At 62.4% G+C, this 21,895-nt stretch carries 18 protein-coding genes; 11 read left to right on the top strand and 7 right to left on the bottom strand.

Annotation, left to right across the window (positions count from 1 at the left end; genetic code table 11):
• Positions 1 to 41: 41 nt before the first annotated feature.
• From bioD to bioB, 5 genes are all read right to left on the bottom strand, one after another.
• A complete protein-coding gene (bioD, locus tag AB4O22_RS29445; protein WP_223471409.1) occupies positions 42 to 722 on the bottom strand; it encodes a dethiobiotin synthase in 681 nt (226 codons plus the stop codon).
• A complete protein-coding gene (gene bioC, locus AB4O22_RS29440) occupies positions 719 to 1,531 on the bottom strand; it encodes a malonyl-ACP O-methyltransferase BioC (RefSeq protein WP_460095663.1) in 813 nt (270 codons plus the stop codon). The genes bioD and bioC overlap by 4 nt, the downstream gene beginning before the upstream one ends.
• A complete protein-coding gene (locus tag AB4O22_RS29435) occupies positions 1,524 to 2,255 on the bottom strand; it encodes an alpha/beta fold hydrolase (protein ID WP_223471411.1) in 732 nt (243 codons plus the stop codon). The genes bioC and AB4O22_RS29435 overlap by 8 nt, the downstream gene beginning before the upstream one ends.
• Entirely contained in the window at positions 2,248 to 3,426 is a 1,179-nt protein-coding gene (gene bioF / locus AB4O22_RS29430; protein ID WP_460095661.1) for an 8-amino-7-oxononanoate synthase, read from the bottom strand. Before bioF ends, AB4O22_RS29435 begins: the two co-directional genes overlap by 8 nt.
• 162 nt (positions 3,427 to 3,588) lie before the next feature.
• The gene (gene bioB, locus AB4O22_RS29425) at positions 3,589 to 4,644 is read right to left on the bottom strand and encodes a biotin synthase BioB (RefSeq protein ID WP_063324077.1); all 1,056 of its coding nucleotides are present in this window, start codon (positions 4,642 to 4,644) and stop codon (positions 3,589 to 3,591) included.
• Positions 4,645 to 4,734: 90 nt separating this feature from the next.
• Here bioB and AB4O22_RS29420 point away from each other — a divergent pair, with 90 nt between their 5' ends.
• From AB4O22_RS29420 to rarD, 5 genes are all read left to right on the top strand, one after another.
• Complete coding sequence (locus tag AB4O22_RS29420) at positions 4,735 to 5,475, top strand: ComF family protein (protein WP_223471414.1); 741 nt, start codon at positions 4,735 to 4,737, stop codon at positions 5,473 to 5,475.
• Between the two features lie 58 nt (positions 5,476 to 5,533).
• Positions 5,534 to 6,298: a TOBE domain-containing protein gene (locus AB4O22_RS29415; RefSeq protein WP_223471416.1), complete on the top strand. Its 765-nt coding sequence runs from the start codon at positions 5,534 to 5,536 to the stop codon at positions 6,296 to 6,298.
• Between the two features lie 66 nt (positions 6,299 to 6,364).
• Positions 6,365 to 8,266, top strand: coding sequence for a PhoX family protein (locus tag AB4O22_RS29410; RefSeq protein WP_223471418.1), 1,902 nt, complete (start codon positions 6,365 to 6,367; stop codon positions 8,264 to 8,266).
• Between the two features lie 196 nt (positions 8,267 to 8,462).
• Positions 8,463 to 9,437, top strand: a complete 975-nt coding sequence (locus AB4O22_RS29405; protein WP_003206247.1) for a serine/threonine protein kinase — start codon at positions 8,463 to 8,465, stop codon at positions 9,435 to 9,437.
• A 203-nt stretch (positions 9,438 to 9,640) separates the two neighbouring features.
• A complete protein-coding gene (gene rarD, locus AB4O22_RS29400) occupies positions 9,641 to 10,528 on the top strand; it encodes an EamA family transporter RarD (protein WP_003206249.1) in 888 nt (295 codons plus the stop codon).
• 217 nt (positions 10,529 to 10,745) lie between these two features.
• Here the strand turns inward: rarD and AB4O22_RS29395 are convergent, their stop codons facing one another.
• On the bottom strand, positions 10,746 to 11,264 hold the full coding sequence (locus AB4O22_RS29395) for a glycine cleavage system transcriptional repressor (protein ID WP_003206251.1): 519 nt from the start codon (positions 11,262 to 11,264) through the stop codon (positions 10,746 to 10,748).
• 451 nt (positions 11,265 to 11,715) lie between these two features.
• Here AB4O22_RS29395 and AB4O22_RS29390 point away from each other — a divergent pair, with 451 nt between their 5' ends.
• Entirely contained in the window at positions 11,716 to 13,893 is a 2,178-nt protein-coding gene (locus AB4O22_RS29390) for a malate synthase G (RefSeq protein ID WP_223471420.1), read from the top strand.
• A gap of 206 nt (positions 13,894 to 14,099) precedes the next feature.
• On the opposite strand, the gene AB4O22_RS29385 is transcribed toward AB4O22_RS29390, so the two are convergent.
• Positions 14,100 to 14,546 carry a response regulator gene (locus AB4O22_RS29385; RefSeq protein WP_003206256.1) on the bottom strand — a complete coding sequence of 149 codons (447 nt, stop codon included), beginning with the start codon at positions 14,544 to 14,546 and terminating at the stop codon, positions 14,100 to 14,102.
• Between the two features lie 258 nt (positions 14,547 to 14,804).
• Here AB4O22_RS29385 and AB4O22_RS29380 point away from each other — a divergent pair, with 258 nt between their 5' ends.
• From AB4O22_RS29380 to AB4O22_RS29360, 5 genes are all read left to right on the top strand, one after another.
• Positions 14,805 to 16,739, top strand: a complete 1,935-nt coding sequence (locus AB4O22_RS29380; RefSeq protein WP_003206258.1) for a putative nucleotidyltransferase substrate binding domain-containing protein — start codon at positions 14,805 to 14,807, stop codon at positions 16,737 to 16,739.
• On the top strand, positions 16,736 to 17,443 hold the full coding sequence (locus AB4O22_RS29375) for a 3'-5' exonuclease (RefSeq protein WP_003206260.1): 708 nt from the start codon (positions 16,736 to 16,738) through the stop codon (positions 17,441 to 17,443). The genes AB4O22_RS29380 and AB4O22_RS29375 overlap by 4 nt, the downstream gene beginning before the upstream one ends.
• 226 nt (positions 17,444 to 17,669) lie before the next feature.
• The gene (locus tag AB4O22_RS29370) at positions 17,670 to 18,188 is read left to right on the top strand and encodes an RNA polymerase sigma factor (protein ID WP_460095659.1); all 519 of its coding nucleotides are present in this window, start codon (positions 17,670 to 17,672) and stop codon (positions 18,186 to 18,188) included.
• On the top strand, positions 18,185 to 19,159 hold the full coding sequence (locus AB4O22_RS29365) for a FecR domain-containing protein (RefSeq protein WP_460095657.1): 975 nt from the start codon (positions 18,185 to 18,187) through the stop codon (positions 19,157 to 19,159). The genes AB4O22_RS29370 and AB4O22_RS29365 overlap by 4 nt, the downstream gene beginning before the upstream one ends.
• A gap of 231 nt (positions 19,160 to 19,390) precedes the next feature.
• Entirely contained in the window at positions 19,391 to 21,829 is a 2,439-nt protein-coding gene (locus tag AB4O22_RS29360) for a TonB-dependent siderophore receptor (protein ID WP_460095655.1), read from the top strand.
• Positions 21,830 to 21,895 lie beyond the last annotated feature (66 nt).

Genomic DNA, 21,895 nt, shown 5'->3' with positions numbered 1-21,895 from the left:
TGGCACAGTGCCTTGCCATAGTAAAAACCTTCCCTCGATGATTAATCCAGCAGATCCAGGTGCAGATGCGCAGCCACGATATCGGCAGTGATGCCTTTGACCGTCGGTACTCGCCCCAGGCAAGGCGCTGGGAGGCGTTCGGCCAGGGTGGCGAGATTTTCTTCCAGGCGCGAGGTCTTGGGATCGATGATATTCGCCACCCAACCGGCCAGTTGCAGACCGTCCCGGGCGATGGCCTCGGCGGTCAGCAACGCATGGCTGATGCACCCCAGGCGCACCCCCACTACCAGGATCACCGGCAGGCCCAGGGCCATTGCCAGGTCCGAAAGATTATCCTGATCGGCCAACGGAACACGCCAGCCGCCCGCGCCCTCTATCAAGGTGAAATCGGCCTCCAGGGCCAGCACCTCACGCATTGGCCCCAGCAAGGATTGCACCGTCAGCGCCACACCGGCTTCCCGGGCGGCCAGATGCGGCGCGATGGCCGGCTCGAATGCCAGCGGATTGACCTGGGCATACTCAAGCGGCACCGAACATTCGGCCAGCAGCGCCAGGGCATCGGCATTGCGCAGGCCCTTGGCCGTCACGTCGCAGCCAGAGGCCACGGGCTTGCCGGCGGCGGTGCTCATGCCAGCCTGTCGCGCAGCATGCAGCAGGCCTGCCGCGACGGTGGTCTTGCCCACATCGGTGTCAGTGCCGGTAATGAAATAGGCCTGGCTCATAGCGGTTTCTCCAAAACGGCGTAGACCACCTGGTAAGTCGCCGGCAGTCCCTGCGCCTGACGAAACTGCTCATAGGCTTCAACCAGCGCCAGGATCCGCGCCCTGCCGGTCAAGCCGCCGGGGCGACCGGGGTTCAGATTGTGGGCGCCCAAGGCTTTCAATTCGTGAGTCAGGCTGCGCACGTCAGGGTAATGCAACACATGGGGACGGTTTTCAAGACTGACGACATTCAACCCGCTGGCCGCGCAAAGGTGTTGATACGTCTCGAACCCACGGAAACGGTTGACGTGCACCAAGCCATCCACCTGACGCCAACTGTCGCGCAATTCGTACAAAGTGCCCACGCAGAGACTGGTGAAGGCAAACACCCCACCCGGTTTCAACACACGATGGGCCTCGCTCAGCACCTCGGAAAAATCCGCACACCATTGCACCGCCAGGCTGGAGAACACCAGGTCGCAGCTCACCGCTTGCAAAGGCAACCGTTCAGCGTCGCCAGCGACAAAATGCGCGGCGCCACCTTGGGGACGAGCATGGTTGAGCATGCCCTCGGCAATGTCCAACGCCAGACCGGAGGCCACGCCAAAACGCGCGCCCAGGGCCCGGGTGAAGTAGCCGGTGCCGCAACCCAGGTCCAGCCAACGTTGCGGGATAAACGAAGACGGCAAGCGCCCGAGCAACTGTTGGCCGACGTCGCGCTGCAGTTCGGCCACGCTGTCATAGCTGGTTGCCGCCCGGGAAAACGAAGCCGCCACCTGGCGCTTGTCGGGCAAGGCACCGGGCAATTTTGGAAGAGACAAATCAGTCATCGCCGGACTCATGCAAAAAAGCCTGGATCGCCCCTGCGACGCCGTGTGGGTCCTCCAGAAGGAATCCGTGGCCGGCCTGTTCGATCAGGCCGATTTCAACATCCGGCAGCAAGACCAGCAACTCAGTCGCAGCTTCGGCCGGCACCAGGGCATCGAGCCCGGCGAACAGATGCAGTTGCGGGCCACGAAAGCTCTGCAATGCGGCGCGAGTGTCCAGTTGCGCCAACAGTTCGAGCCCGGCCATCAACACTTCGGGCGAAGCGCTTGGCGCCCCGGCCAATAACAACCGCGACAACCCGCGTGGATCGCTGCAGCCCTGGGCGCACAGCAAACTGAAGCGCTTGAGGGTCTGGCGTGGATCGGCCGCACAGCCGGCGAGAAAACCATTGAAGGTTTCGCCGTCCATCGCGCTTGGCCATTGCTCATGGGCGACAAAGGACGGATTGCTCGCCAGGGTCAGCAGGCCGCAGCAGCGCTCACCCCGACGCGCCGCCAGCGCCGAGGCCAGCATGCCACCCAGGGACCAGCCGCCCAGCCAGGCGTCCTGAGGTACGGTGGCGTCCAATTCTTCGAGCCATTCATTGGGATCATTCGACGCCAATGCCGGCAACGGCTCGATTTCCACCCGCAGATGTTCGTCGAGCCCTTGCAACGCCGCCGCCAGCGGCTCCAGCGTTGAAACGCCCAAGCCCCAGCCGGGCAGCAATATCAGTCGATCACGCATGGCTTGGCTCCGGTCCCAACAGGGCAAAACACTCGGCCAGTGCATTCAACAATAGCTGCACCTGGGCCTCGCTGTGGGCGGCGGTCAGGGTCACGCGCAAACGGGCGCTGCCGGCCGGTACGGTGGGTGGGCGGATCGCCGTGACCATCAGCCCGCGCTCACGCAGCATCTGCGACAAGCGCATGGCCCGTCCCGCATCGCCAATCAGGATCGGCTGGATCGGCGTGAAACTGTCCATCAATTGCAGGCCGATCTGCTCGGCGCCCTGGCGGAACTGACGAATCAGTACCTGCAAGTGCTCGCGCCGCCAATGCTCGCTGCGCAGCAGCTCAAGGCTCTTGAGCGTGGCGCAGGCCAGGGCCGGCGGTTGGCTGGTGGTGTAGATGTAGGGGCGAGCGAACTGGATCAGGCTTTCAATCAGTTCTTCACTGCCGGCGACAAAAGCCCCGGCGGTGCCAAAGGCCTTGCCCAGGGTGCCCACCAGAACCGGCACGTCATCCTGGCTCAAGCCAAAATGCTCGACGATCCCGCCGCCATGGGCCCCCAGTGGACCGAAGCCGTGGGCATCGTCGACCATCAGCCAGGCGCCCTTGGCCTTGGCTTCACGGGCCAGCGCCGGCAAGTCGGCAATGTCGCCGTCCATGCTGAACACGCCGTCGGTGACCACCAGGATATTGCCGGTGGCTTTCTCCAGACGGCTGGCCAGGCTTTGGGCATCGTTGTGCAGGTACCGGTTGAAACGCGCACCGGACAACAGCCCGGCGTCGAGCAGCGAAGCATGATTGAGGCGGTCTTCCAGCACCGTGTCGCCCTGCCCCACCAGCGCGGTGACCGCGCCGAGGTTGGCCATGTAGCCGGTGGTGAACAGCAACGCCCGGGGGCGGCCGGTCAGGTCGGCCAAGGCTTCTTCCAGGGCGTGATGCGGACTGCTGTGGCCGATCACCAAATGGGAAGCGCCACCACCGACACCCCAACGGAGCGCCCCGGCGCGCCAGGCTTCGATCACTTGCGGGTGATTGGCCAGACCCAGGTAATCGTTGTTGCAGAACGCCAGCAACGGCTGGCCGTCCACCACCACTTCCGGGCCCTGTGGGCTTTCGAGCAGCGGGCGCTGGCGATAGAGGTTGTCGGCACGACGGGTAGCCAGGCGTGCGGCGAGATCGAAGGGCATGCAGGCCTCAACTGTTTAGAGACTGGCCAAAGCCCCTTGTGGGAGCGAGCTTGCTCGCGATGAGGATATTACATTCAACATTTCTGTCGGCTGTTATACCGTCATCGCGAGCAAGCTCGCTCCCACAGGGTCTTGCATTCCAATCCGGGAATCGGTGAGTGGTCAAACAGCGGCGTTATAGAACTGCTCGCTGCTCTTCTGCTCCACCAGCGCCTGTTCAATCGCCGCCTGGTGCACTTCATCGGCATGTTCTTCGCGGGCTTCGGGCTGGATGCCCAGGCGTGCGAACAGCTGCATGTCCTTGTCGGCTTGCGGGTTGGCGGTGGTCAACAGCTTGTCGCCATAGAAAATCGAGTTGGCACCGGCCAGGAACGCCAGGGACTGCATCTGCTCGTTCATCGCTTCACGGCCGGCGGACAGGCGCACATGGGACTGGGGCATCATGATCCGCGCCACGGCGAGCATGCGGATGAAATCGAATGGGTCGACGTCCTCGGCATTCTCCAGCGGCGTGCCGGCAACTTTGACCAACATGTTGATCGGCACCGATTCCGGGTGCTCCGGCAGGTTCGCCAGTTGAATCAGCAGGTTCGCGCGGTCGTCCAGGGATTCGCCCATGCCGAGGATGCCGCCGGAGCAGATCTTCATCCCTGAATCACGCACATAGGCCAGGGTTTGCAGGCGCTCGCTGTAGGTGCGGGTGGTGATGATGCTGCCGTAGAACTCCGGCGAGGTATCGAGGTTGTGGTTGTAGTAGTCCAGGCCGGCCTGGGCCAGCGCTTCGGTCTGTTCCTGGTCGAGGCGGCCCAGGGTCATGCAGGTTTCCAGACCCATGGCCTTCACGCCCTTGACCATTTCCAGCACGTACGGCATGTCTTTGGCCGACGGGTGCTTCCAGGCCGCGCCCATGCAGAAACGGGTCGAACCGATGGCCTTGGCCCGTGCAGCCTCTTCGAGGACCTTCTGCACTTCGAGCAATTTCTCTTTATCCAGGCCGGTGTTGTAGTGACCGGACTGCGGACAATATTTGCAATCTTCCGGGCACGCGCCGGTCTTGATCGACAGCAGAGTGGAAACCTGGACGCGGTTGGCGTCGAAGTGCGCGCGGTGCACGGTCTGCGCCTGGAACAGCAGGTCATTGAATGGCTGGACGAAGAGTGCTTTGACTTCGGCCAAAGACCAGTCATGACGCAGGTTGGCAGTGGTGCTGGCGCTCATGGGCATTTCCTTGATTATGCTTGGCTGGCGCCTGGGGCATGGAATACCCACAGGCGCGACACGGATGTTCGGCATATTTAAGGAAGAGTCATGCGCTGTCAACCACGACACAAAGGACCGGTTTACATCTGGTTAAAAAACAAACAATCCTGCCTACTGTGTGGCGAAAGCACCGATACGCCACAACCTATCTGCACGCCCTGCGAAAGCGAGCTGCCCTGGCTCGGCGATCAATGCAGCGTCTGCGCCTTGCCGCTGCCCATGGCTGGAATGCGTTGCGGACAATGCGCCTCGCAACCGCCGGCCTTCGAGCGGGTCCTGGCGCCCTGGGCCTACGACTTCCCGGTGGACAGCCTGATCACCCGTTTCAAGCACCAGGCGAAATGGCCCCTGGGCCGGCTGATGGGCGAATTGTTGGCGCAGTCGCTGCAACATCATTTCGACGAAGGGCTGGAGCGGCCCGACGCACTGGTACCGGTGCCACTGGCGACCCGCCGTTTGCGCCAGCGCGGTTTCAACCAGGCAGCGCTGCTGGCCCGCTGGCTCAGTGGGCCGTTGGCGATCCCTTGCGAAGAACACCTGCTGCGACGCACCCAGGACACCCCCGCCCAACAGGCACTCGATGCCAGGGCCCGGCGGCGAAACCTGCGTCAGGCCTTTGCCCTGGCGCCGCAGGCTTCCTTGCGCAACCGTCACTTGGCGTTGGTCGACGATGTGCTCACCACCGGCGCCACCGCCCAGGCGCTGGCTGCCCTGCTGCTCGATGCCGGCGCTGCGCGGGTCGATGTGTATTGCCTGGCGCGCACGCCGAAACCCGATGACTCGGCTTGACGCGCCGCGCCCAAGGCGCCAACGTCCGTCCATCAGCCATTGCCCACAGTTTTCCGTCATGTCATTGCCCACGCTTCTGACCCAGCACATCGTTCGGCGCCCGCAACGCATTGCGCTGCTGCAACACATCGCCGAACAAGGCTCGATCACCCGCGCTGCCAAGAGCGCGGGCCTGAGCTACAAGGCGGCGTGGGATGCCATCGATGAGCTGAACAACCTGGCGGACCAACCGTTGGTGGAACGCAGCGTCGGCGGCAAGGGCGGTGGCGGTGCCAAGTTGTCGGAGGAAGGCCAACGCGTGCTGCGCCTGTATCAGCGCCTGCAAGCGTTGCAGACGCAACTGCTGGAAGCGAGCGAGGATGCCGGCGACCTGGGCCTGCTCAGTCGCCTGATGCTACGCACCAGCGCCCGTAATCAACTGCATGGCAAGGTCCTGGGCATCGAGGCCCAGGGCCACAACGACCGGGTACGCCTGGAGCTGGCCCGGGGCCTGCTCATCGAAGCCCAGATCACCCACGACAGCACGCTGCGCCTGGAGCTGGATGTCGGCACCGACGTGGTGGCGCTGATCAAGGCTGGCTGGCTGCAATTGCACCCTGTCGAGCAAGCGGAAAAACCGGGGATCAATACGCTGCGCGGCATGATCGAACAGGTCGACGCCGCCAAAGACGGCCCCAGCGAAGTGCGCATCAGCCTGCCCAACGGCCAGACGCTGTGCGCCCTGGCCGACCCGCTTGAGCTACAAAAGCAGCATCTGGAAAGCGGCTCACCGGTGCAAGTGACGTTTTCAGCGACAAATGTGCTGCTCGGCACACCGTTGTAGCGCGCTGCAACAATAGTTTCATCGGCCCGCTTTAAGGTGACTGCCAAAACCAGCAGGGAGCCTGAGATGAGCCTATTAGAAGAAAACCAATCCACCGACCTGGAAAAGATCGTCGGCCTGAGCCGGCGCAGCTTCATCAGCGCCGGCGCCCTGTGCGGCGCGGCGATGTTCCTGGGCGGCAACCTGCTGAGCCGCAGCGTCCTGGCCGCCGCCGTGAGCGAAGGCAACAGCCGGCTGCTGGGCTTCAACAGCATCGCCGCCGCCACGGCCGACACCATCACGTTACCGCCAGGCTACAAATCCTCGGTGCTGATCAGTTGGGGCCAGCCGCTGCAGAAAAATGCACCGGCCTTCGACCCCAGTGGCAACGGCACCGCCCGCGCACAGGAAGTGCAGTTCGGCGACAACAACGACGGCATGAGCCTGTTCCCGTTCCCCGGCGACAATAACCGGGCGCTGATGGCGATCAACAACGAATACACCAACTACCGCTACCTCTTCCCCCACGGCGGCCAGCCGCAGTCGGCTGAAGACGTGCACAAGGCCCAGGCCAGCGAAGGGGTGTCGGTGATCGAGGTCCAGCGTCGTCGCGGCCAGTGGCAGTTCGTCCAGGAATCGCGCTACAACCGCAGGATCCACGGCAACACGCCGATCCGCCTGCGCGGCCCGGCCGCCGGCCACGACCTGCTGAAAACCAGTGCCGACAAGAGCGGCAAGAAAGTCCTGGGGACGTTCCAGAACTGCGCCAACGGCATGACGCCATGGGGCACTTACCTGACCTGCGAAGAAAACTTCACCGACTGCTTCGGCAGCAGCAAGTCCGACTTGCAGTTCGATGAAGCGCAAAAACGCTATGGCGCCACCGTCACCAGCCGCGAGATCAACTGGCACCTGTACGATCCGCGCTTCGACCTGGCGAAGAACCCCAACGAACTCAATCGTCACGGCTGGGTAGTGGAAATCGACCCGTTCGATCCGCAATCCACACCGGTGAAACGCACCGCCCTGGGCCGCTTCAAACACGAAAACGCCGCCCTGGCGCAGACCAATGACGGTCGCGCCGTGGTGTACATGGGCGATGATGAGCGCGGTGAGTTCATCTACAAGTTCGTCAGCCGCGAGCGCATCAACCCGCGCAATGCCCAGGCCAATCGCAACCTGCTGGACCATGGCACCTTGTACGTGGCGCGCTTCGATGCCGGCGACGGCAACCCGGACCACCCCAAAGGCAAGGGCCAGTGGATCGAGTTGACCCACGGCAAGAACGGCCTCGACGCCAGCAGCGGCTTCGCCGACCAGGCCGAAGTGCTGATCCATGCACGCCTGGCCGCCAGTGCCGTGGGCGCCACCCGCATGGACCGCCCGGAGTGGATCGTGGTCAGCCCGAAAGACGGTCAGGTCTATTGCACCCTGACCAACAACTCCAAGCGTGGCGAAGACGGCCAACCGGTAGACGGGCCAAACCCTCGGGCCAAGAACGTCTACGGGCAAATCCTGCGCTGGCGCACCGACCGCGACGACCATGCGTCCAAGACCTTCGACTGGGACCTGTTCGTGGTCGCCGGCAACCCGACGGTACACGCCGGCACGCCGAAAGCCGGATCGTCCAACATCAACCCGCAGAACATGTTCAACAGCCCCGATGGCCTGGGCTTCGACAAGGCCGGCCGGTTGTGGATCCTCACCGACGGCGACTCCAGTAACGCCGGGGACTTCGCCGGCATGGGCAACAACCAGATGCTCTGCGCCGACCCCAACAGTGGCGAAATCCGCCGCTTCATGGTCGGGCCGGTGGGCTGCGAAGTGACCGGGATCAGTTTCGCGCCGGACCAGAAGGCCTTGTTCGTCGGGATCCAGCATCCTGGGGAAAACGGCGGTTCGACCTTCCCTGAACACTTGCCCAACGGCAAGCCGCGGTCTTCGGTGATGGTGATTACCCGTGAGGATGGCGGGGTCATCGGCGCCTGACTCTGATCGTTCCCACGCTCTGCGTGGGAATGCAGCCAGGGACGCTCCGCGTCCCCAAAGCGTAACGCGGAGCGTCACATGAGGCGTTCCCACGCTGAGCGTGGGAACGATCACCGACAGCCACCACCTATCTGCCTCTGTCTGCGCTACCATGCTGGGCCGGACGCGGCAGCCCTGCCGCTGCGCAGGAGTCAGCATGTCCCATCCGTTTGAAACCCTCACGCCCGACCTGGTACTCGATGCCGTTGAAAGCATCGGCTTTCTCAGCGACGCCCGCGTGTTGGCCCTCAACAGTTATGAGAACCGCGTCTACCAGGTCGGCATCGAAGATTCCGAGCCGCTGATCGCCAAGTTCTATCGCCCTCAGCGCTGGACCAACGAAGCGATCCTGGAAGAGCACAGCTTTACCTTCGAGCTGGCCGAATACGAAGTACCCGTGGTCGCGCCGCTGATCCACAACGGCACCAGCCTGCACGAACACGCCGGGTTTCGTTTCACCCTGTTTCCCCGTCGCGGCGGCCGTGCACCGGAGCCGGGCAACCTCGATCAGCTCTATCGCCTGGGACAATTGCTCGGGCGCCTGCACGCGGTCGGGGCGACCCGTCCGTTCGAACATCGTGAAGCCCTGGGCGTGAAGAACTTCGGCCACGATTCGCTGGCCACCGTGCTGGCAAGCGGCTTCGTCCCGCGTAGCTTGCTGCCGGCCTACGAGTCGGTCGCCCGGGACCTGCTCAAGCGCGTCGAAGAGGTCTACGCCGCCACGCCCCACCAGAACATCCGCATGCACGGCGATTGCCACCCGGGCAACATGATGTGCCGTGACGAGGTGTTCCACATCGTCGACCTGGACGACTGTCGCATGGGCCCGGCGGTGCAGGACTTGTGGATGATGCTCGCCGGCGATCGCCAGGAATGCCTGGGGCAATTGTCGGAATTGATGGACGGCTACCGTGAGTTCCACGACTTCGACCCGCGGGAATTGGCGCTGATCGAGCCACTGCGGGCGCTGCGCCTGATGCACTACAGCGCCTGGCTGGCGCGACGCTGGGACGACCCGGCGTTCCCGCGCAGCTTCCCGTGGTTCGGCAGCGAACGTTATTGGGGCGACCAGGTGTTGGCGTTGCGCGAGCAACTGGCGGCGCTCAATGAAGAGCCGTTGAAACTATTCTGACCCTACTGCTGGTCCCCCCGTGGGAACGAGCTTGCTCGCGATGGCGATCGAACATTCGACACCTTTGTCGACTGACACACCGCTATCGCGAGCAAGCCCGCTCCCACAGGGGATCTGCGGTGATTGTGCACAATACTCACAGCGCAACCAGACAAATCTCCTTACAATCACTCCTTTGTTAGCTGCCTAAGCAAGGATTCTGCATGCAAGCCGCCAACCCGCGTCGCGGGTACATCCTGGGCCTGAGTGCCTACATCATCTGGGGTCTGTTCCCGATCTATTTCAAAGCCATCGCCAGCGTGCCGTCGGTGGAGATCATCATCCACCGGGTACTGTGGTCGGCCCTGTTCGGCGCGGTGTTGCTGATGGTCTGGAAACACCCGGGCTGGTGGCGCGAACTACGGGACAACCCACAGCGCCTGGCGATCCTCGCCCTGAGCGGGACACTGATCGCAGCCAACTGGCTGACCTACGTCTGGGCAGTGAACAACGAGCGTATGCTCGAAGCCAGCCTGGGTTACTACATCAACCCGCTGGTGAACGTATTGCTGGGCATGTTGCTGCTGGGCGAGCGCCTGCGCCGCATGCAATGGCTGGCGGTGGGGTTGGCGGCGGTCGGCGTGGCGCAGCAGGTCTGGCAAGTGGGCAGCCTGCCGTGGGTGTCGCTGGTGCTGGCGCTGACCTTCGGTTTCTATGGGTTGATCCGCAAGCAGGCGCCGGTCAAGGCATTGCCGGGGCTGGTGGTGGAAACCTGGATGCTGGTGCCGATCGCCATCGCCTGGTTGCTGTTCAATCCCACGGCCACCAGTGCCCAGGCCGCTTTCTGGACCACCTCCGAAGCCTGGTGGCTGGTGGCGGCCGGCCCCGTGACGCTGGTGCCGTTGGTGTGTTTCAACGCCGCAACACGGCATTTGCCCTACACCACCATCGGTTTTCTCCAGTACATCGCACCGACGCTGGTGCTGCTGCTCGCCGTCACGCTGTTCGGTGAGCACCTGTCGTCCAGCACACTGGTGGCATTCCTGTTTATCTGGGCCGGGCTGGCGGTGTACAGCGTCGATGCCGTGATCAGCATGCGCCGGCGCAGCTGATCAAAAAACACACAAACCTCTACAGGCCACGTCTGACGTGGCCTGCGCTTATCCTTCCCAAGGTTATCCACAGCGTGATCCCCGCCCTTTGTGCACAAGCCCTTGAAAAGTGATGTTTTTTTGACCATTCCCCGCTGAGCCCCGGTGGGTCTGGGCTGGAGCCGGGTCTCTACAGGTTATCCACAGGCAGGCGCAGTTTTTCCTTGGATAACCTTCGTCACGCTTCGTCGCTGAGCTTGAGCTCCACCATCAACTCATCGGCCAGCGTCTCCAGGCGCTCCTGCAACGTATCCAGCGACAGGGTCAAGGGCACCCCCAGGATCGCTTCGGCGTGGAACAGCAGCTCGCTGCTCATCGGTGCCGGCCGAACGTAGGTCACCAGACGCTCGACATTGACGCCCTGCTCGCTCAACAGCCGGGTGATGTCCCGCACGATGCCGGGACGATCGTTGCCCACCAGCTCCATGGTGATGGGTTTCCAGGTGCAGGACTCCTCAAGGGCGCTTTCAGCGATCAACACGCGGATGTCGTGAGTCGATAGCCCCTGCAAGGCTTCGATCAGTTCTTCATGGGCCTCGGCGGGGGCGCCGATTCGCAGGATCCCGGCAAACTGCCCGGCCAGGCGCGACATGCGGCTTTCCAGCCAGTTACCGCCGTGTTCGGCGATGCAATCGGCAATGCGCTCGACCTGCCCGGGCTTGTCCGGGGCGAAAACAGTGATGACGAGGTGGTCCATGGCGCAGTCCTCTTGTTGTGGAAGGGACAGTATAGGCAGGTGATCGCAAGCAGACCGCGGGCCTCGGGATTTATACCTCCCACAGAATGAGATCAGAAACATCGTGTACAAACATCAAGATTTATCTGGAACAATCCATCTGTTTTTTGAGAACATCCCGTGCCTCGTCGTGACTGTACTGCTTTAGTCGGTCGCGGAACGACGCAATTAGTCTAATTTTCACAACCGCAATTGATCATGTAGTATTCCGCAGCGAGCACTACATAACGTTGTACCGATGTCTGCTTAAGGCGCAGTCGCATCCCTGAAAAGCCCCGTCAGCAAGGCTTACCACCCAGCCGCCAGCGATGGCATGTACTGGTTCCGGGGTTTGTGCTTTAAATGTCCCGAGGCTTCATTGTCAAAATCGAAGAGCTGAAAAGCGAAATAGCTGAGCAGAGTGAGGCAAGCAATGACTGAACACGTTCAAGTCGGTGGCCTGCAGGTCGCCAAAGTCCTGTTCGACTTCGTGAATAACGAAGCCATTCCCGGAACCGGCCTCACCGCCGACGCGTTCTGGGCCGGTGCCGACAAGGTCATCCACGACCTGGCCCCGAAGAACAAAGCCCTACTCGCCAAACGCGATGATTTCCAGGCGCGGATCGATGCCTGGCACCAGGCCCGTGCCGGCCAGGCCCACGACGCCGTGGCTTACAAAGCCTTCCTGCAAGACATTGGATACCTGCTGCCAGAAGCGGCGGATTTCCAGGCTACGACCCAAAACGTCGATGACGAAATCGCCCGCATGGCCGGCCCGCAGCTGGTGGTGCCGGTGATGAACGCCCGCTTCGCCCTCAACGCATCGAACGCCCGCTGGGGTTCGCTGTATGACGCGCTGTACGGCACCGATGCCATCAGCGAAGCCGATGGCGCGGAAAAAGGCAAAGGCTACAACAAGGTCCGCGGCGACAAGGTCATCGCCTTCGCCCGTGCCTTCCTCGACGAAGCCGCGCCCCTGGCGGCCGGCTCCCATGTCGACTCCACCGCTTACAAAATCGTCGACGGCAAACTGGTGGTCACCCTCAAGGGCGGCAGCAACAGCGGCCTGCGTGACGATGCCCAGTTGATCGGCTTCCAGGGCGATGCCTCGGCACCGACCACCGTGCTGTTGAAACACAACGGCCTGCACTTCGAAATCCAAATCGATGCCAGCACCCCGGTCGGCCAGACCGACGCCGCTGGCGTTAAAGACATCCTGATGGAAGCTGCGCTGACCACCATCATGGACTGCGAAGACTCGGTCGCCGCCGTCGATGCCGATGACAAAGTGGTGATCTACCGCAACTGGCTCGGCCTGATGAAAGGCGACCTGGCTGAAGAAGTCGCCAAAGGCGGCCAGACGTTCACCCGCACCATGAACCCCGACCGTGTCTACACCGCCGTCGACGGTTCGAGCGTGACCCTGCACGGCCGTTCACTGTTGTTCGTGCGTAACGTCGGCCACCTGATGACCATCGACGCTATCCTGGACAAGCATGGCAACGAAGTGCCGGAAGGCATTCTCGACGGCCTGATCACCAGCCTGGCAGCGATCCACAGCCTCAACGGCAACACCAGCCGTCGCAACAGCCGCACCGGCTCGGTGTACATCGTCAAGCCGAAGATGCACGGCCCGGAAGAAGCCGCGTTCACCAACGAGCTGTTCGGTCGCGTCGAGGACGTGCTGAACCTGCCGCGCAACACCCTCAAGGTCGGGATCATGGACGAGGAGCGCCGTACCACGGTCAACCTCAAGGCCTGCATCAAGGCCGCCAGCGAGCGGGTGGTGTTCATCAACACCGGCTTCCTCGACCGTACGGGCGATGAAATCCACACCTCCATGGAAGCCGGCCCGATGGTGCGCAAGGCCGACATGAAAGCCGAGAAGTGGATCGGCGCCTATGAAAACTGGAACGTCGACATCGGCTTGAGCACTGGCCTGCAAGGTCGCGCACAAATCGGCAAGGGCATGTGGGCGATGCCGGATCTGATGGCGGCGATGCTCGAACAGAAAATCGCCCATCCAATGGCCGGCGCCAACACCGCCTGGGTTCCCTCGCCGACCGCCGCTGCCCTGCACGCGCTGCATTACCACAAGGTCGACGTGTTCGCCCGCCAGGCCGAACTGGCCAAGCGCGCGCGTGCATCGGTGGACGACATCCTGACCATCCCGCTGGCCGTCAATCCGAACTGGACACCGGAGCAGATCAAGAACGAACTGGACAACAATGCCCAGGGCATCCTTGGCTACGTGGTGCGCTGGATCGACCAGGGCGTGGGTTGTTCCAAGGTACCGGACATCAACGACATCGGCCTGATGGAAGACCGTGCGACGCTGCGTATCTCCAGCCAGCACATCGCCAACTGGCTGCGCCACGGCATCGTCACCCAAGACCAAGTGATGGAAAGCCTCAAGCGCATGGCGCCGGTGGTCGACCGCCAGAACGCCAGCGACCCGCTGTACCGTCCGCTGGCGCCAGACTTCGACCGCAACATCGCCTTCCAGGCGGCGGTCGAGCTGGTGATCGAAGGCACGAAGCAGCCCAACGGCTACACCGAGCCGGTGCTGCACCGTCGTCGTCGCGAGTTCAAGGCAGCCAATGGGTTGTGATTGAGCGGTAGACGCGGCACAAAAAAGCCCTGATCGAAAGATCAGGGCTTTTTCAATGCAAAATCACCATGCCCTGGCTGATGCTTGAGTCATTGCGGCAAGGGGATTTATCTGTGGGAGCAAGGCTTGCCCGCGATGAAGACAGCGCGGTCCTTGGTGAACCGAGGCGCCTGCATCGCGGGCAAGCCTTGCTCACACAGACGATTTTAAAGATCCATCCCCAACTCATGCTTGACCAACCCCAGCAGCTTGTCGGTATCGATCGGCTTGAGCAGAAAGTCCACCACGCTCAGGTGCATGGCTTCGATGGCGTCTTTCACGTCGGCATCGCCCGACACGATGATGATCGGCAGCGCCGCCCGCGGCGACTCGCGCACCAGGCGAATCAGTTCCAGGCCATCGACATTGCCCATCCGCAGGTCGGTGATCAACAGGCCGATCGATGGCTTGGTTTCCAGCATCTTGAGTGCCGTTTCACCACTGGCGGCGGTCATGCAGTGAATCCCGTCCAACGCCAGGATCTCCGACAGCAGCTCACGAGCGTCCTTGTCGTCATCGACGATCAAGACGCGCTGCGGCGGCAGGTCAGGTTCCAGCATGACGGCACTCAGCGCCTCGCGCTCGGCGTCACTCAAAATATCGTGGTCGGACATGGTGCTCTCTACGTTCTTTAAATCGATCCCCTGGCACAGTGGTCAGACATCGTTCTGCGGCGCTTCAATGTGCACTTCGTCGGATTTTTTTCCAAGAACATTTAACGAAGATTTTTCTGACGCTTGGCGTAGGATTTTTCCGTAAGCCTACCCCGAGGCTGCGACCTAGACTTACGTCCAATGGGCACCCCGCGCTGAGGGGCCGACCATGGGAGAACAGATCGACCACAACAATTCAAAAAAGACTGCGTAATGGTTATGAAAAAAGCGGACGCCTTCACCCAGGCAGGGAAAACCGCGGTGTTGCAAAACATCCAGGGGACACTGCAGTTTCTCCAGCGTTTCCCACCGTTCAACCAGATGGAAAACGCCCACCTGGCCTATCTGGTGGAGCAATGCCTGCTGCGTTTTTATGCGCCGGGCGAAACCATCATCAAACCAGCCGACGGCCCGGTGGAGCACTTCTACATCGTCAAGCAAGGCCGGGTGGTGGGTGAACGTCCGCATACGGCCAAGGGTGGCACCGAGACCACCTTCGAAATAACCACCGGCGAATGTTTCCCCCTCGCCGCGCTGCTGGGCGAACGGGCCACGCGCACCGAGCACCGGGCCGGCGAAGACACGTTCTGCCTGCAGTTGAACAAACTGGCCTTCATCAAGCTCTTCGCCCTGTCCGGCCCGTTTCGCGACTTCGCCCTGCGTGGGGTCAGCAGCCTGCTCGACCAGGTCAACCAACAGGTCCAGCAAAAGTCCGCACAAACGCTGGGCACCCAGTACTCCCTCAACACGCGGCTGGGCGAATTGGCGATGCGCCATCCGGTCAGTTGCAGCCCGGACACGCCGCTGCGCGAAGCCGTGAAGCTGATGCACGACCAGCAGGTCGGCAGCATCGTGGTGGTGAACGAACAGAAAGCTCCGGTGGGGATTTTCACCTTGCGCGACCTGCGGCAGGTGGTGGCCGATGGGTCCGGGGATTTTTCCCAGGCCATCGTAGGACACATGACTCAGGCACCGTTTTTCCTCTCGCCGGACCACAGCGCCTTCGACGCCGCCATCGCCATGACCGAACGGCACATCGCCCACGTCTGCCTGGTCAAGGACCAACGCCTGTGTGGCGTGGTGTCGGAGCGCGATCTGTTTTCCTTGCAGCGCGTCGACCTGGTGCACCTGGCCCGGACCATCCGCAACGCGCCCAGGGTGGAAAACCTCGTGGCCCTGCGCGGCGAAATCGGCCAACTGGTGGAGCGCATGCTGGCCCACGGCGCGTCGTCAACCCAGATCACCCACATCATCACCCTGCTCAACGACCACACCGTGTGCCGGGTCATCGAGCTGACCCTGATCGACAAGGGTGACCCAGGCGTGCCGTTCAGTTGGCTGTGCTTCGGCAGTGAAGGCCGGCGCGAACAAACCCTGCACACCGACCAGGACAACGGCATTTTGTTCGAGGCCCGGGACGCCGCCCATGCCGCGCAGATCCGCGGTCTGCTGCTGCCCATCGCCCAGCAGATCAACCAGAGCCTGGCCTTGTGCGGCTTCACCTTGTGCAAGGGCAACATCATGGCCGGCAACCCCGAGCTGTGCCTGTCCCGTGCTGAGTGGGCCCGGCGCTTTTCGGCATTCATTCGCGAAGCAACCCCGGAAAACCTGCTGGGCTCGAGCATCTATTTCGACCTGCGGGTGGTCTGGGGCGATGAGCAAGGCTGCGAGCAACTGCGCCGGCAGATCCTCGATCAAGTGGCCGATAACCGTTTGTTCCAGCGCATGATGGCCGAAAACGCTCTGCGCCACCGCCCGCCCGTGGGCCGCTTCAGGGATTTCGTACTGAGTCGCAAGAACGGCGAAAAAGCCACCCTCGACCTGAAAGTGCAAGGCCTGACGCCCTTCGTCGACGGCGCCCGTCTGCTGGCGCTGGCCAATGGCATCGAAGCCAACAATACCCTGGAGCGCTTGCGGCAATTGGTCGACAAGCAAGTGATCGAACCGCTCGATGGCGCAGCCTACGAAGAGGCCTATCACTTCATCCAGCAGACCCGCATGCAGCAACATCAATTGCAAACCCGCGAGAACCTGCCCTATTCCAACCGCGTCGACCCCGACAGCCTCAACCATCTGGACCGACGCATCCTGCGCGAATCCCTGCGCCAGGCCCAACGCCTGCAAAGCAGCCTGAGCTTGAGGTATCAGTTGTGAGCATTTTTTCCTGGTTGCGCCCAGCCCAGCCAATGTTGTCCGAAGAAATGCAAAGGCGCCTGGAATGCCTGCCGACGGCTTCAGCCTTGAGTGAATGCGACCTGCGGGAACAACGCTGGGTCGTGCTGGACCTGGAAACCACCGGGTTGAACCTGAACAAGGACCAGGTGCTGTCCATCGGCGCGGTGGTCATCGAAGACGGCGCCATCGACTTCAGCCAGCAGTTCGAACGCACCCTGCAATGCGATAAGCAGAAACTCGGGCCGAGTGTGCTGATCCATGGCCTGGCGCCCAGCGCCATTGCCGCCGGCAGCGACCCGGCCGAAGCGCTGCTGGCGTTCATGGAGTTCGTTGGCGACAGTCCGCTGCTGGCCTTTCATGCGCCGTTCGATTCCCACATGCTCGGGCGCGCCTTGAAAGACTACCTGGGCTATCGCCTGCAGCATTCGTTCCTCGACGTGGCGGATCTGGCACCGATGCTTTGCCCCCAAGCCAACCTGCGCAAGTCAGGCCTGGATGAGTGGATCGACTGGTTCAAGCTGCAAGTCTTCGACCGCCACAACGCCAGTGCCGACGCCCTGGCCACGGCGGAACTGGCGCTGATCCTGTTCAGCCGCGCCCGCCAGCAACAGATCCTGAGCCCGCTTGACCTGCAACAACGCCTGAGCCACTGGAAACGACGGCAGCAGGCGCCTTCGCTCTAAACCCTCTGCTCCGAGGGTGGTTCACCTGTGGGAGCAAGGCTTGCCCGCGAGGGCATCGCCTGGGATTGACAGGCTGACCGAGTCGCCTGCATCGCGGGCAAGCCTTGCTCCCACAGATTCATTCAGACCCACAGATCGAGTCCCGATCAGCGCCAATTGCTTTCCCGCCTCCGCCTCTGCCACAATCGCGAACAATTCTCGTTACTTAAAACGTCGGTGATGTTCCGTGTCGTCAGTCCCCAGTCCTCATAGTGATTTGGTTGGTGCGTTGTACCGCGACCATCGCGCTTGGCTATTGGCCTGGCTGCGACGCAACGTGGCGTGTTCGCAACGGGCCGAAGACCTGAGCCAGGACACTTTTGTGCGCTTGCTGGGTCGCGAGGAACTGAAGGCGCCCCGCGAGCCCCGGGCGTTTCTGGTAGCCATCGCCAAGGGCCTGTTGTTCGACTATTTCCGTCGAGCGGCATTGGAGCAGGCCTACCTCACCGAACTGATGCTGATCCCCGAGGCCGAACAGCCCTCGGTGGAAGAACAGCAAATCATCCTCGAAGACCTCAAGGCCATCGACCGCCTGCTTGGCAAACTGTCGAGCAGGGCCCGCGCAGCCTTCCTCTATAACCGCCTCGACGGCCTCGGCCACGCCGAAATCGCCGAGCGCCTGGGGGTTTCGGTGCCGCGGGTCCGACAGTACCTGGCCCAAGGCATCCGACAGTGCTACATCGCACTTTATGGTGAGCCGACATGAACCAGGCCCATGCCAAACCGGTCTCGGCCAGCGTGCTGGATGCCGCAATTGCCTGGCAGTTGTCCCTGGACTCGAGCAGCGCACAGCAGCGTGAAGCCTTCGCCCAATGGCATGCCGCCGACGAAGAACACGCCCGGGCCTGGCGACAGCTGGGCATGCTTGACCAGCGCTTCAGTGTGTCCACCGGACCGGCGCGCGCCGCGTTGCTGCAATCGCGGGTGAGCATTCGCCGACGGATACGCAAGGTTGGCAGCGGCCTGGCCAGCGTTATCGCGGTCATCGGCCTGGCGTTGTTTGCCGGCGATCGTTACCTGCCGCTGGATTACTGGCTGGCCGATCAGCGCACCGCTACAGGCGAACAGCGCACTCTGCGCCTGGCCGATGGCACGCTGATCAACCTCAACACCCACAGTGCCCTGGACGTGCGTTTCGATGACAAGCAGCGCCGCATCGTCCTGCAGGAAGGCGAGATTCTGGTGGAAACCGGCCACGACGACCCGCGTCCGTTCATCGTCGAAACCCGCGAAGGCAGCCTGCGCGCCTTGGGCACACGGTTCCTGGTCAAGCGTGAAGACGAAGGCACGCGCCTGAGCGTGTTGAAATCCGCTGTAGCCGCGCATCCGCAGGCCACGGACAAGGAACAGATCCTGCGCGAAGGCCAACAAGTGCTGATGCGCCGCGACGACCTAGGGCCGACCCTTGCCTTGAACCCCGGCGCCGATGCCTGGACCCGCGGCATGCTGGTGGTGGACAACGCGCGCCTAGAAGATCTGGTCCACGAACTGGGGCGTTACCGGCATGGCTACTTGGGTGTCGCGCCACAAGTGGCAGACCTGCGCATCACCGGCAGTTTCCCGCTGCACGACATCGACCTGGCCTTGACCGCCCTGCTGCCGACCTTGCCGGTGCAGGTCGAGCATCACACGCGGTGGTGGGTGGTGGTGGGGCCGAGGGCTGAAGCCAAGCCCTGAAGGACTTTGTGTCAGTGATGGCCTCATCGCGAGCAAGCTCGCCCCCACATTGATCGGGTTGCCCACGAGTCATCCTGTGGGAGCGAGCCTGCTCGCGATGAGGCCATTCGCCCCACCACAAAGCCACCACCAGCAAAGCGAATCTAAATTATTTTCATCCAGCCCTATCACTTTTCAATTTTCATCCGGCACCCAGGCAATTGAGAAATATTTCCATTCAGGAGCCGCCGTATGTCCCGCCCGCTAGACACCCTGTTGCGCCCCAGCCTGTTGGCCATCGCCATTGCCTTTGCCGTCCCGTTGACCAGCGCCCCGCTGCTGGCCGCCGAACAGGCCACGAGCGTGCGCACCTACAACCTGCCCGCCGCGCCGCTGGCCAGCACCTTGAACCAGATCGCCAGCCAGGCTGGCCTCGCCCTGAGCCTGAATCCGTCCCTGGCCTCGGGCAAGACCTCGGCCCCGGTCCAGGGGCAGTTCGATGCCACGGGCGCATTGCGCGAAGCCTTGCGCGGTACCGGCCTGCAACTGGAACAAAGCAGCGCCGGCACCTACAGCCTGGTGGCCGCGCCTGAAGGCGTCATGGCCTTGCCGGAAACCAGTGTGATCGGGGCCGGCCTCAGCGAAACCGCGTGGGGCCCGACCGAGGGCTACGTCGCTACCCGCACCGCCGCCGGGACCAAGACCGATACGCCGATTGTCGAACTGCCGCGTTCAGTCTCCGTGGTCACGCGCCAACAGATGGAAGACCGTTCGGTCCTCAACCTCAATGACGCCCTGCGCTACACCGCCGGTGTGCAGAGCAGCGGCTACGGTTCAGATTCGCGCAATGACTGGCTGTTGGTCCGCGGTTTCATACCGACCCAGTTCCTCGATGGCCTGCCGCTGCCCAAGGGCAACTACATCACGCCGAAAATCGAGCCCTGGAATCTGGAGCGCATTGCCGTGCTGCGTGGCCCGGCCTCTTCGGTCTACGGCCAGACACCCCCTGGCGGCATGCTGGACATGGTCAGCCGTCGTCCACAGGCCGAAAGCAGCAATGAAGTCGAGCTGCAGGCCGGCAGCTACGAACACAAGCAGATCAATTTCGACAGCACCGGCAAGGTCGATGACGAAGGCCAGTTCCTCTATCGAGTCAGCGGTACCGTGCGCGACAGCAACTCCCAGGTCGATCACATCCCGGACAAACGCTACAACCTCGCGCCGAGCCTGACCTGGAACATCAACGACGACACCCGCCTGACCTTCCTGTCCCAGTACACCCGTGACGACACCGGCATCACCGGGCAATTCTTGCCGCTGCAAGGCACCAAGCTTTCTTCGCCAGCGGGCAAGATTTCCCATCACAAGAACCTCGGCGACCCGGACTGGGAATTCTACGACCGTACCTACTACGCCCTCGGTTATGCCTTTGAACATCGCCTGAACGATACCTGGCAGTTCCGCCAGAACCTGCGCTACACCAAGAGCGACCTGGAGACCCAAGGCATTTCCGCTGGCGGGCAATTCTGGCCGGCGGGACCTGAGGAAGCAGTGAGCGCCGATGGCACCGTCAAACGCAGTGCCAGTGTCGTCGACGAAGACATCAGCCAGTTCGCCGTGGACAACAACTTCCAGGCCGACTTCCAGACCGGCGCCCTCAGCCACACCCTGCTGCTGGGCCTGGACCACCAGCGCTCCAACAGCAATTCGCGCTGGCTGTGGGGCTCGACCGGCGTGCCGACCAGCAACATCAACAACCCGATCTACGGACAGGATTTCTCCAATGTCCAATACTTCACCATGTACGACTACAACCAGAAGACCAACCAGACCGGCCTGTACGTCCAGGACCAGATTGCCCTGGACAACTGGCGCCTGACCCTCGGTGGTCGTGAAGACTGGATTCACACTGGCACCGAGTTCCACAACCAGAACAACGTCACCAATACCCAGCGCGACAAGAAATTCAGCGGCAACGCGGCGTTGAGCTATGTCTTCGATAACGGTGTGACGCCCTACATTTCCTTCGCCCAGTCGTTCCAGGCAGCGGCAGGTTCAACCGTCAACAGCACCGAAGCGTTCAAACCCACCGAAGGCGAACAATACGAAGCGGGTATCAAGTACCAGCCACCCGGCACCAAGACCCTGCTGACCGCTGCGGTGTTCGACCTGACCCAGAAAAACAACTCCGTCACCGAAAACAACGTCACCCGCCAGGTGGGCGAAGTCCAGGTGCGTGGCCTGGAACTGGAAGCCTCGGGCGACGTGACCGACAACCTCAAACTGATCGGTTCCTACACCTACAACGACAGTGAAATCACCAAGGGCACGGCGGCGGAAAAAGGTAAGCGCATGGCCCAGGTGCCGCGCAACCAGGCCACCGCCTGGGCGGACTACACCTGGCATAACGGCTCGCTGGACGGCTTCGGCATCGGCGCCGGTGTGCGTTATGTCGGCGACACCTACGGCAACACCACCAACACCGACTGGGGCCATGTCGGGTCCTACACCGTGTACGACGCCTCGGCCCATTACGACCTGGGCCGTCTGAACAAGACCCTCAAGGGGGTCACGGTGGCGGTGGACGCAAAGAACCTCTTCAACAAGGACTACCTGTCCACCTGCGACGGCTTCTACTGCTACTACGGCGACCAGCGCAACGTCGTCGCCAGCGTGAATTACAAATGGTAAACGGTTAGCATTTGCATACCCACTTTAACGGGCACTATGTGGGAGCAAGGCTTGCCCGCGATGGAG

The organism is Pseudomonas sp. S3_B11 (assembly GCF_054667715.1).
This window is presented reverse-complemented; position numbering and strand designations above follow the sequence as displayed.